This window comes from Candidatus Leptofilum sp., assembly GCF_965223525.1.
Classification (GTDB): domain Bacteria; phylum Chloroflexota; class Anaerolineae; order Promineifilales; family Promineifilaceae; genus Leptofilum.
Map to the genome: position 1 here is coordinate 1,852,868 of NZ_CBDCWX010000005.1, position 12,789 is coordinate 1,865,656.

Below are 12,789 nucleotides of genomic sequence, written 5' to 3' on the forward strand. Positions count from 1 at the left end.
TATGAATATGCAAAATTATCAACCAGATGAATCTGACCAGATGAACGCCACCCAAATCAGTTGGTGGCAGCGACTGATTCAACCGCCTGCCAGCCTAACACACCTTACTGACCAACGACGTGCCCAACTGTTGTTTGGGTTGAGTTCGATATTTTTTGTAATGATTGTTTTTGGGGCAATATTTTCCGTATCAAAAGCTGTATTTGCAATAATGACTGTTGTTTCCTTTGTAACGGTTTGGATAAGCCGCACACGCTATTATCAATTAGGTTCCAGCTTTATCGTTGCCGCATTAACCCTCCTCACTTTTTATCGCACTTTAAGCAATGCAGATGCCCCCGCTTTTCTTGTTCCTTTTACTTTTCTGTTAGCCACGTTTTTATTGCCTTTTCGTTGGGCCACTATAGCTGTTTTGCTAAATATTGTTGGCATATTTATGGTTCCCCTTACTGGCACAATAACCTTTAGCCAGCTATTACCAGCCGGGGGTACAGTAACTGTTATTGGACTCTTATTCATATTTACCACCGCTTTTAGAAACAACCTGGAACGAGATCGCTTGAAGGAAACACAAGAAGCGAATGCGGCTCTAGAAGAATTGCAAGCGCGTTTGAACGAACAAGTAGAAGAGCGCACGGCCGAATTAGCTATAGCTGCCGAAGTTGGGCATAGTTTGTCGCAAGTGAACGAATTAAATGCTTTACTAAACCAAGCCGCTGAGCTGATTCGTGATCGGTTTCAGCTTTATCACGTAAATATTTATTTGGCCAATTTACAAACCCAAACATTGAGCTTGCGGGCCGGTAGTGGCCAAATTGGACAAATATTGTTGCAAAAGGGGCACACCTTGCTCATTGGCGTTGACTCTATTAACGGCAACGTGGCTCTCAGCAAAACACCCGTTATTGTGCCAGACACAAAGCAAAGCACTCTGTTTAAGCCAAACCGTTGGTTGCCAGAAACGCGCTCAGAAATGGCTGTGCCTTTGTTGGTGGGTAACCAACTTCTTGGTGTGTTAGATGTTCAGGCCAGCGAAGCAGGGGCGTTAACAGCCAGCAGATTGTCTGTTTTTGAAACGGTTGCCAGCCAACTAGCTATTGCCGTTGACAATGCAAATTTGTTTGCAGAAGTGATCCAGGCGAAGGCTAGCTCAGACGCCTATTTGAGCAGGCTAACTCGTGAAGGGTGGGAAAATTACTTGGATGCTATCCAACGAAGCGAACAAGTTAGCGCAGTATATGACGTGCGGACTGAAAGCGTAGGGCAGGAAGCTGACGCCAATTTGCCACCGTCTGAGCAGGTTGAAGTGCCGCTGGTTGTTGCCAATGAACCTATTGGGCTCATTCAGGTTGAAACGGCCGAAAGCCAACCCTGGACAGAAGAGATGAAAGCCTTGGTTGACAAAGTAGCAACCCAGGTGGCACAACAAGTTGAAAATTTGCGCTTGATTGATGAAGCACAAAAATATCGTTTGGAGGCAGAAACGGCCGTACAGCGCCTAACAGCAGAAGGGTGGGAAAACTACAAGGAACAAAAATCATTGCCCGCCTACATGTATGACAGCCAACAAGTTCATGAACTAGACACCGTTGCCGAGGCGGAAATGCTAGCCACAGTTCCGCTAACGGTGCGCGGCGAGACTATCGGGTTCCTTGAACTGGATGGCCTTGATGAAACATTAGACACGGCCTCGCAACAAATGTTTGAAGTTGTTGCCCAACAGCTTAGCAACCATATTGATAACCTGCGCCTAACTGAAAGTTCACAAATGGCACGCGCCAATGCCGAACGACGGAATCAAGAGTTGGCGCTTATTAACCGCATGATGTCCTCTGTGACGGCATCATTTGATCTGGAAAACAATATGGACATTATTGCCCAGGAGCTGGCACAAGCCATTGATGTCTCTCATGTGGGCATTGCGCTTTTAACAGAAGATAAAAAACATCTCGAAGTTGTTACAGAACATCCTGGCCCAGCTACTGATGTCATTGGCACATTGATCCCTATCGAAGGCAATCCGCTGACCGAGCAGGCTATTGAGACAGGAAAATTTGCCATTGCCTATGATGCCCAAAACAATCCGTTGACAGCCCCAATTCACGACCTTATGCGCCAACGGGGGGTGCACATGCTGGCCGTGCTGCCCATGATTATTGGCAACGACTTCTTTGGTACGGTTGGCTTCGATTTAACAGACCCCGACCGTACCATGAGCGAACAGCAGATGCGCTTGGCAGAAACTATTGTGTTCCAGGCGACTACTGTGGTGCAAAACGCTCGTTTGTTCAAACAAACAGAAGACGCACTGGCTGAAACCAACGAACAGGCGCGCCGCCTAGCCCTGCTCAATGAAATGAGTGACATTGTTTCACGACAATTATCGGTGGAAGACATTGTTGCCGTTGCAATGGCGAAGGTAACGAGCATCCTAAACGCCAAACGGATAAGCCTGCACTTGATTGATGACGATGATGAAACAATGCTGCGTGTTGTTGGCATTGCTGGGGAAGTTGCCGATGCGGGCTTGAATGAACAAGTACCTATTGAAGATTCTCCAATGGGCAAAGCTTTAGAAACGCGGCAAATCGCGCAAGGGTATTTCCAAATTGAAGATGTCTCTTTTCCGGCGTTTTTTATACCAATGCTCATTGGCGAGAAGAAATATGGCACCTTTAATTTTGTCTTGATGGATAAAGACGGCCAGTTAAAGGAAAATGATCGCCAAATTATTGTGCAGATTGCGGCCGTTCTATCTTCTGCATTTGAAAATCTACGGTTATTTGACCAAACACGGCAGCGTGCTGAACGTGAGCAGCTACTCAATAAGATTGTTACCCAGGTGGCTGCATCGCTGGATTTGCAACATTCGCTGCAAACCATTGTGGATGAAATGGTTGCCGCCTTAAATGTAGACCAAGTGCGCGTGGCGCTTATTCAACCGGATGGCAAGGAGTTACTGATTATTGCTGAGCATTATGATCCTAAAATGCCTTCGGCTGTTGGCAGGAGCCTGCCATTGGAAGGAAACGAACTGTCTCTGGAAGTGATTGAAACACGGGAGATGGTTGTTATAGAGGATGCCCAAAACAACCCGCGCACGGCACCAGTCCATGAGATTTTCCGAGAACAGGGTATCGAAACATTTGTATTATTGCCGCTGGTTGTTAATGATGAGGTGCTGGGAACAATTGGCTTAGACATTTTAGATAGCCGGAAGTTTGACCCTGATACTTTGCAATTGGCTGAAACCATTGTGTACCAAGCGGCCGTTGCCATTCAAAATGCACGCTTGTTTGAGCAGTCGCAGGCAGCGTTGGCAGAAACAGAAACATTATATTCTTACACCTCTCAGCTTAACACGGCCACCAACCTGGATGACGTGCTTGACTCAGCAGCGGCACCTGGGTTTCAGGTGGGTGCTGCTGATGCCCTACTGCTGGTGTACGACCAAGATACAGCAGGGCAGACACGGTATGGTCAATATGTGGCCTCATCCCCTAAAAATAGCGTACCGCTGGGCGAGAAGATTTCATTGCGAGACCAACCATATGCACGCCTTTGGCCTTCGGGCGGGAAGAATATCCTTTTTGTGGGAGATGTGACCAGTGATGAGCGGCTACGTGAAGCAGATAAACAGCGGATTTTGGAGATGAAGTTCAATGCGCTGGCAATTATGTTTTTGTCTGTTGGCAATTTGCAGTTGGGGCAAATTTTAATTCGTTGGCACAACAAGCAGACATTTACTCGTGCAGATGAGCGATTGTATAGTGCCATTGCCCAGCAGGCTTCGTCCGTTGTATACAATCGGCTGCTGTTCAACCAGACGGAAGAGGCTCTGTCTGAAACGGCCGCTCTTTACCAGGCCAGCGTTGATCTGAATGCAGCAGATACATATGAACAAGTGCTAGACGCCCTGCGCCAACATACTATTCTGGGCCAGGGCAGCAGCGATATAAGCGTAAACTTGTTCAATCGCGTTTGGGAGCCAGGCGACATGCCCGAAACGGTGGACGTACTGGCACGCTGGAGTACATTGCCAGCCAAATTGCCCAAGCAGTACCCGCTGTCTGCCTTCCCCGAGGCTGAAACTGTGCTTAAACCAGATGAATGGCTCATTTGTGCCGATGTAGCTACCGATGAGCGTATGGGTGAAAAAACCAGAGCCGTTCTTCTGAAGCGGTTCCAGGCAAAAAGCTTGCTTTATGTGCCGCTGGTAGTGGGTGGGCAATGGATCGGTTTCTTGGGGGGTATTTATTCGCAACCACGCGCGTTCCCGGAGGCACAGATTCGCCGGTTGAATGTGTTGGCGCGGCAGGCGGCCGTTTCTATTCAATCTTTGCACTTGCTGACCCAAACTCGCCGTCGAGCCGACCGAGAAGCGCTTATCAATAGCATCAACCAAAAGATTCAGGCGGCTCCGACGGTACAATTTGCATTGCAAACGGCCGTAACCGAACTGAGCCAGGCACTCAAGCTTAAAAAAGCAGCTATTGAGTTGGTTAGCACATCCTCCGAAAATGGAAACGGCCGTGCAGACAACAATGGAAGCAAAAAATTATGAGCGTAGACCACACGCAAACCGTTCTTTCTGCATTGACTCAGCCCGTAGTTATTGCACGGGTAACTGATGGCCACCTTTTGTTTGCCAATGATGCTTTTAGTCGTCTGATAGGTGTCAGCCGAGAACAACTAATCGGCAAAAGTAGCTTGAGCCAAAGCATTGGCTCTGCGGACTACCAGAAAATATTGCGCCAAATCGAAACAGAGGACACCGTTCATGAACTAGAAATGGAGATTGCCCGCCAGGATAAAGAAAAAATTTCGGTCATGCTCTCTTGCCGTTCTATTACGTACGATGATACGCCTGCTATTCTTATCTCAATGGTGGATACAACCAGCCGCAGAGAAAATGAGCGCCTACTTGAACAGCGCGCAAGAGAGATGGAAGCAGTCTCTCAGGTAAGCACCTTCGCCTCTTCCATCTTGGACACAGATAAATTGCTGCAAACGATGGTAGACCTCACCCAAGATCGGTTCGGTTTGTACCATGCCCACGTCTACCTGCTAAACAAGCGTCAAAATATGCTCAACCTGGCTGCCGGATCAGGGGAGGTGGGGCGACGAATGGTGGATGCAAAACAGGCCATTCCCCTTGCCACAGAACAATCATTGGTAGCCATGGCTGCCCGAACACGCCAAGGTGTTATTGAAAATGATGTCCGTGCTAATCCAACCTTTTTGCCAAATGCGCTGCTGCCCAATACAAAAGCAGAAATGGCAGTGCCTATGATGGTCGGGGAAGTTTTGTTAGGGGTATTGGATGTTCAGTCTGATGAACTGGATTATTTCAACCAGGAAAGTATTCATATATACACCACATTGGCTGCCCAACTTGGGGTTGCTATCCAAAATGCGCGCTCATTTGGCAGAGCCCAAAAATCGCTGACTGAAACCAGGGCATTGTTACAAATCACAAACGAAACTGGCAACCTGCTAGAGGTAGATAAGATGCTGACTTCGGTTTTGAACCAGGTTTTAGCCACCACCAAGTTTGAAGCAGGGCTGGTAAGCATTTACAACCCGCAGCGGGATGATTTGGATCTGCTGGTAAATGAGCTGCCCCAAATGATGTTTGAGAGCATTCAAGAGGGTGGCCTGAAAGGATCATTGTGCGATCTTGTCTATCGTGGACAGAAGCCAATTGTTGTAACTGATTTAATGCAAGAGGCTCCGGTGGATGTTACCGGGCTGGTAAATTTAGGATACCAATCGTACCAGGGGGTACCGCTGCGGTCTGGGGATGAGGTGTTGGGAACATTGTGCATTTTTTGCAGTGAGTCTCTAACCCTTGAAGAGGCAAACACTGACTTTTTATTGGCAGTTGGTCAGCAGGTGGGGGCGGCAATCCGCAATGCCCAAGCATTTGAACGTTCGCAAGCTGCGCTTGCCGATGCTAAATTGTCTCAAGAGGCGCTGGAATTGCGTACCCGTGAGCTGGATGAGCTGACACGCCGCCTGACCCGTGAAGGGTGGGAAGATTTTCTTGAAAATGAACCTGACGAGGACCTGCGCTTTTTGTTTGACGGGGAATCCATCCACGGGGCTGAGAATTTGTCTGAAGAGACGGCCGTTAGCCTTGATGCCGATGCACCCATTGTGCAGCCGATCGCTGTGCGTGGTGTGCCAATTGGTAAGATGGCAATTGTGCCAGAGGAGGACACAGGTGAGGTTGAAGAGGTGGTTGGTGCTGTCATGCAGCAGTTGGCAGCCCATATTGAAAATTTACGCCTGACAGATCAGGTGCAATCTGCTTTGGCTCAAACAGAATCTTTGTACACAGGTAGTGAGCGGATTGTTCTCAGCTCAACAGAAGCGGATGTGCTAGACGCCCTGATCAACTCAACGCAGCTACGTACCCTGGATCGAGCGAATATTTTCTTGTTTGACCAACCCGTTGAAGATGGGGTGCCGCGTGATGTGGCAGTTGCTGCCATTTGGGAGAATGAAGGCGTGCCGCGTATGGTGGCAGTTGGAACCCGCTTTGCTGTTGAACAAGTGCCGTTTATGAATTTGCTAACGCCAGACCAGGCTATGATCATATCCGACATTCGAGAAGATGACCGCATTGATCCTGCTACCCAGCAGATTTTAGAGGGATTTGGCATGATGAGCTTTGTGCTGTTTCCTATGGTGGTTGGTTCTCAATGGTTGGGCATTGTTTCTGGCCAGTCATCACGGCCGTTGCACATGAATGAGGTACAGCGTCGCCAGACCAGTAGTTTGGTAAACCAGGCGGCCGTGGTGTTGCAAACGACCATCCTCTTCCGCCAGGAGCAAGCGCGCGCCCACCGCGAGCAGTTACTGCGTGAAATTACAACCAAAGTGCGTAGTTCTGTTGATGTGGATACCGTGATGCGAACGGCCGTTATGGAAATCGGTCGGTCGTTAGGTCGTCGAGCCTTTATAGAGCTGGGCGGGAACCGGGTTGAGAATAGCCAAGATTTGAGCGGAGCAAGCTGATGAGCCTGGATAACGAAATTTACCGCGCCCTGGCGGATCAAACCGCCGACCATATTTTAGTGACAGACCCAAATGGAACAATTCTTTATGTAAACCCCGCCTTTACAACGGTTACAGGCTTCACAGCCAAAGAAGCGTTGGGCAAAACGCCGCGAATCCTCAAATCGGGCGCACATGATGACGCTTTTTACGCCGAACTGTGGGATACGGTGTTGTCTGGCGATGTGTTCCGGGGCATGACGATTAACAAAAAGAAAGACGGAGCACTGTATTACGAAGAGAAAACCATTACGCCCGTAAAAGATGAAAACGGCAATATTACCCATCTCATCTCCACTGGCAAAGATGTAACCGAGCGTGTAAAAGCCGAACAAGCATTAGCGAAGAGTGAAGCGCATAGCCGACACATTTTAGACAATGTGCTGGATGCTGTCATTAGTATGGATGCAGACGGCCGTATTGTTGGTTGGAATAATGAAGCAGAGCGGATATTTGGCTGGCCCGCAGACAAAATTCTCGGCCAAAAAATGTCTGAAACCATTGTTCCGCAACAGCATCGTCGTGGCCACGACAAAGGGTTAAAGCATTACAACAAGACAGGGAAAGGCCCTATCCTCAATAAACGCCTGGAAATTACCGGTTGGCATGTAGATGGGTATGAGTTTCCCATTGAACTGACCGTGACCCCGACTGAGCAGGATGGGCAAAAGGTTTTTCACGCTTTTGTCAGAGACATACAAGCGCGTAAAGAGGCAGAAGATGCGCTGCGCCAATCTGAACAGTCGCTCCAGCAAAAGGCAGACTCATTGGCGACCATTAACGCCATTGCAAACTCACTCCACCGTGCGCCAGACTACCAATCGGTGGCCGAACGAGCAACCGAAGCGATTGTTGAATACAGTCAGGCACCCTCCGTAGCTCTTTTTGTTTTAGATGAGGCCGCTGAGCAACTAACACTTTTAGCAGGGCATGGGTTTAGCGATGAAACTTTGGCTCGTGGCTCTACATTGCCTGTAAAAGGGAGCCTGTCAGGCATTACCGTTGCCCAAAAGCAGCTTGTGGTCAGCAAGGATATATTGAATGATGATCGGCTAGAACCAGATGTGAAGGCAGCGCTCGTTGCACAGGGTTTGCAGCATGCAATTTCTCTGCCGCTGTGGTTTCAATCCAGAATGCTGGGGGTGATGAATCTGGTCTATACAGAAGAAAAATCATTCACAGAGCAAGACCGGGAGACGTTAGAAACTATCGGGCGCACGATTGGTTTGGCCTTGATTAACGCCGAACGTTTAGACCGCATTCAGCGCAACGAAAAGGCGGCTCAGCGTCGCTTGTCAATTAGTCGTGCCTTGGTTGCAGCACAAGGTCCAGAAGACATTATAGAGATTATTATTCAGCAATCTAATAACTTCCCGCAAACGGCCGTTTCACTCTTTACCATAAAAGGGCACGGAAAAACGGCCGTGATGCAATTACAGAAAAATGCTCCCGCAGAAAGTGGCCTGGATCCCTTGCCAGAAGGCTTGGAAATTCCACTTAACTTTTTGACCCATATCTCTGCCCCAGATCGAATGTTTGTTTCTGCTGACATTGCTACCGACGAGCGCTTGAGCGATGAGGCCAAAATGATGACCAATCAGTTTGGGGCTGCAAGTTTGGCAATATTTCCCTTACAAGCTGCCGGTGAACAGTTGGGCGTTATGGTTTTGGCTAACGCCGAAAAAGGATATTTTACAGAAGAACACCTCACCATTTACCAGGATTTATCTGAACAGGCTGCATTGGCTCTGCGAGCTTCTGTACTAAAAGAAGCCGCGCAAGCAGCGTTGCAACGCCGTGAGCGAGAAGTATCCCTCACAATTCAAGTTGCCCAGGAAATTGCCTCCGCTCACGACTTACACGATCTGTATCAACGTGTGGTTACTCAAGTTCAAGAGCAGTTTGGATATTACTACACACAACTGCTCCGCTACGACGAAACCATGGATATAATGGGCTTGGTTGTAGGGTATGGCAAGACCGGGCAGCAAATGTTGGAAATGAATCACTCAATGCCCATGGGCGTTGGCCTCATTGGTAGGGCTGCCAAGCTTAAACGCTCTATCTTGCAAGCGGACGTTGTGAATGATCCCAACTGGCAATCTAACCCACTGTTGCCTGAAACAAAAAGCGAGTTGGCCGTACCTATTCGTCTGCGTGATCAGGTGCTTGGGGTGCTAGATGTGCAGAGCGACCAAATTGGCGGCATTGGGCAAAATGATCAGCTTATTTTAGAAGGTTTGTGTGGACAAATTGCGATTGCAATAGAAAGTACGACATTACGGCAAGAGATGGAAGGACGTCTGCGCGAGCTGAGCTTGCTGCAACGTCAAATGAGCCGAGAAGGGTGGAATCAGTATAAGCAAACAGAGCAGGCTGGTTATCGGTTTGACCTGTTTGGGATACAAAAGATGGAAAGTTTGCCACAGGCAACAACCTTAGAAAATGGCAATGCCTCCCAAAATAATACATCCCAACCTATTCAAAAATCTTTAGAGATACGTGGCGAAACAATTGGCAGTTTTGGCGTAGAAGATGATCCAGAACGGCCGTTAACTCAGGAAGAGCGGGAAATAATTGACGCTGTGGCCCAGGAGTTGGCCGAAGCGTTAGAATCGGCCCGGCTTTTTGAGCAGACCCAAATAGCGCTGTCTGAGCAGGAACGTCTGGCAGCGGAACTAGAAACTGTGGCTAAGGTAAGTACGGCTGCTTCCACCATTTTAGAAGTAGATGAGCTACTCCAATCTGTTGTAGATTTGGCAAAATCCAGCTTTGATCTTTACCATGCCCACATCTACCTGCTAAACAATACTGGCAAAAAATTGCTACTCAAGGCTGGGGCGGGCAACATTGGCCGCCTCATGAGCCTGGAAGGGCGCGAAATTGGCCTCACCGAAGATTCCATTGTGGCCAGAGCTGCTCGCACGCTTAAAGGTGTGCTGGAAAACAACGTGCGCCGCACGGTAGACTTTTTACCCCATCCGCTGTTACCGGACACACAGGCAGAGATGGCATTGCCCATGTTGGTGGGCGGTAAGCTCATCGGCGTACTGGACTTACAGTCAGATCAGAAAGATTTCTTTACAGAAGAGGATTTGACTGTACAAACCACTTTGGCCGCCCAGATTGCCGTTGCGGTAGAAAATGCCAATCAGTACGCAGCTCAGGTGCAAACGGCCGTAAAACTGCGCGAAGTTGACCAGCTAAAATCAGAATTCTTGGCCAGAATGAGCCATGAACTGCGGACGCCGCTTAACTCCATCATTGGCTTTGCCGACGTACTGCTAGAAGGATTAGACGGCGATCTGAATGACCGTATGGAAGAAGATGTCCGGCTGATTCGAGAAAGCGGCAGTCATCTAAAAGGGCTCATCGGCGATATTATGGATATGTCCAAGATTGAAGCCGGACGCATGGACTTGCGTTACGAAGAGATAGACATGGTACAATTTACCAGTGATTTGGTGGCCACCGCATCTTCGCTAGCGCAAGAGAAAAACCTGTACCTGCATTTGGATATTGACGAAACCGGGCCAACCGTTCAGGCAGACCGCACTCGGCTGCGCCAGATTATGTGGAACATTGTAGGCAACGCCATTAAGTTTACCGAGAAAGGTGGCATCACAATCTCGATCCAGCCGCGAAACAATCATCTTCTTTGCTCCGTGCGCGACACCGGCATCGGCATTAAAGAAGAGCATGTGGCAGTAGTCTTTGAGCAGTTCCGCCAAATTGACGGTGGTTTGAATCGGACAGCAGGTGGTACGGGCTTGGGGATGCCAATTACGAAAAAGCTGGTAGAGTTGCACGGCGGCGAGATTTGGATTGAGAGTGTGTACGGGCAAGGCAGTACCTTCTTCTTTACCGTCCCATATCAACCGCCGGAAACAACACCAAAATCGGCAGAACAGGTTGCTAGCTCTGCGTAAATATTTTACTTACTGATAGATTGAACTAAGAATCTGAAAAGCCACAGGCTTGTGCTGAGCTGCTCAACGCAGTTGAGCTTGGCCGAAGCAGGAAAAAGAGAAATCTGAGAAATGAACCTTCGCTTCAAAACTCTCTGTGGCTAATATTCGGATAGGTATTAAGGTAATTGATATGTCAAAGACAGATAAAAAAGTTCTTTGTGTGGAAGATAATCCAGTAAATATGCTTCTGGTTTCGCGCATTGTAGAAGCTGAGGGCCACGAATTGATTAAGGCTACAGATGCCACTGCTGCTGAAGCCATCCTGGCAGATACAGTACCGGACATCATTTTGTTGGACATTAACCTGCCGGGTAAAAGTGGCCTGGATTTGGCTCGTGAGTTCAAGGATGATGATCGGTTAGCGCCGGTGCCGCTGATTGCCACCACAGCCCAGGTGCTGGTGGGCGATCGGGAACGCTGCCTTGAGGCAGGGTGTGACGATTACTTGCCCAAACCGCTGGATATTCGCAAACTACGCGAGGTGCTGCGGACGTATTTGAACAATGGTGTAGCGTAACATTGTTGTTGCGTAGCTACGCAATACGAAACACACAGTAACTCAAGCCTTCATCTCTTCCGTCGCCACAATGACCGACGGTTCCCCCAAAACGTGCGTCAAAAACAGAAAACGGTGATTTTCTTTTGGGCCGCTCAGGCGTAGCTGACGCTGTAATTTGTCTGGCTCCAGTGGCGACCCACGCTTTTTGATGGTGACACTGCCCACCTGCCGCTCCCGCAAATAGTAGCGAAGCTGTTTTAGCTGAAAGGGAAACCAATCTTCGATGGCGAAACAGCGGGCAAAGGGGGTGGCTACGGCCGTTTCCCCCGTCAGATACGCAATCGAATCATCAACCTGGTTTGCCCCCAACTGCGCCGCCACCGCTTGCACCAAATGCGCCCGAATCACCGCACCATCCGGTTCGTACAGATACGCTTTGGGTTCTGTGCTGGGAATGGGTTCTGAGGGTAAATCGGCCGTGGTGAGCGTGTGACCATCTGGCAGTAAAGTTGCTCTTCGGGACACGCCAGAATGAAAATGACCGTACCACAACACACCTTCCTTCATCTCCCCACCTAGCGACACAAATTCCACTTCAGCATCATCGGGTAGCTCGGTGTAGTTAACACCGGGGCTGATTTTTACGGCCGTATCTGGCACCACCTTTCGCCACGCATCAATCAGGCTTAGTGGTGGCCGGTACTGCGCCAATGAAAAAAAGCGGCGACCCTGCCCATCCCGGCGTGCCGGGTCAAAGAAGAAGGCATCCATGTCGGCCAATGGTGTCAAATTGTGCAAGTCTGCTTGCAGCGGGTGGAATTGATCCCCATAACCATACACGCGCACGTTTTCCTGCGCCATTGCCAACCGTACTGGTTCCCACTCCACACCTGTCACCTCTGCGATGGCTGCCAACGCAATCGCATCGCCGCCAATGCCGCAGCCCAAATCGGCAATTTGCGCGCAGCCTAAATTGGCAAAGCGGCGCGCCCGGTGCTGCGCCACCATCTCTGCCGACGCTTGCTCCAGGGCAGCCCGCACAAAATACATCTCTGCAGCGCGGCTAAATTTAGCGACGGCGTGCTGCCGCAGAACCACGGTTTCCAGCACCGCCTGCGCCTGCGTTCTGGGCAATTTTTGGCGCAGCCAACTGGCAATTTGCAAGTGCGTCTGGGGCGAAATCTCCATCTGGCCAACGTCAGCTAGCCAGCGCTGGCCTTCATCTGAAAGCAAAAAAGCGAGGTCATCCAGGGTCAT

5 protein-coding genes are annotated in these 12,789 nt (G+C 49.4%); 4 read left to right on the forward strand and 1 reads right to left on the reverse strand.

Annotated features, from left to right (window positions below; translation table 11 throughout):
• Nucleotide 1: 1 nt before the first annotated feature.
• The 4 genes from ACOQPM_RS13645 to ACOQPM_RS13660 all read left to right on the forward strand — a co-directional run bounded on the left by ACOQPM_RS13645 (nucleotide 2) and on the right by ACOQPM_RS13660 (nucleotide 11,550).
• Nucleotides 2-4,564 (forward strand): GAF domain-containing protein, encoded by a 4,563-nt coding sequence (locus ACOQPM_RS13645; RefSeq protein ID WP_420629816.1) that lies wholly within the window; start codon nucleotides 2-4, stop codon nucleotides 4,562-4,564.
• Entirely contained in the window at nucleotides 4,561-7,023 is a 2,463-nt protein-coding gene (locus ACOQPM_RS13650; RefSeq protein ID WP_420629817.1) for a GAF domain-containing protein, read from the forward strand. The genes ACOQPM_RS13645 and ACOQPM_RS13650 overlap by 4 nt, the downstream gene beginning before the upstream one ends.
• A complete protein-coding gene (locus tag ACOQPM_RS13655) occupies nucleotides 7,023-10,991 on the forward strand; it encodes a GAF domain-containing protein (protein WP_420629818.1) in 3,969 nt (1,322 codons plus the stop codon). The genes ACOQPM_RS13650 and ACOQPM_RS13655 overlap by 1 nt, the downstream gene beginning before the upstream one ends.
• Nucleotides 10,992-11,163: 172 nt before the next feature.
• Nucleotides 11,164-11,550 (forward strand): response regulator, encoded by a 387-nt coding sequence (locus ACOQPM_RS13660; protein ID WP_420629819.1) that lies wholly within the window; start codon nucleotides 11,164-11,166, stop codon nucleotides 11,548-11,550.
• 42 nt (nucleotides 11,551-11,592) lie between these two features.
• Here ACOQPM_RS13660 and ACOQPM_RS13665 read toward each other — a convergent pair whose 3' ends face one another.
• Nucleotides 11,593-12,789, reverse strand: coding sequence for a class I SAM-dependent methyltransferase (locus tag ACOQPM_RS13665; RefSeq protein ID WP_420629820.1), 1,197 nt, complete (start codon nucleotides 12,787-12,789; stop codon nucleotides 11,593-11,595).

Excerpts from the sequence above, each read along its gene's own strand:
- ACOQPM_RS13645 (WP_420629816.1), top strand. The coding sequence starts at position 2 with ATGAATATGCAAAATTATCAACCAGATGAATCTGACCAGATGAACGCC.
- ACOQPM_RS13650 (WP_420629817.1), top strand. The coding sequence starts at position 4,561 with ATGAGCGTAGACCACACGCAAACCGTTCTTTCTGCATTGACTCAGCCC.
- ACOQPM_RS13655 (WP_420629818.1), top strand. The coding sequence starts at position 7,023 with ATGAGCCTGGATAACGAAATTTACCGCGCCCTGGCGGATCAAACCGCC.
- ACOQPM_RS13660 (WP_420629819.1), top strand. The coding sequence starts at position 11,164 with ATGTCAAAGACAGATAAAAAAGTTCTTTGTGTGGAAGATAATCCAGTA.
- ACOQPM_RS13665 (WP_420629820.1), bottom strand. The coding sequence starts at position 12,789 with ATGACCCTGGATGACCTCGCTTTTTTGCTTTCAGATGAAGGCCAGCGC.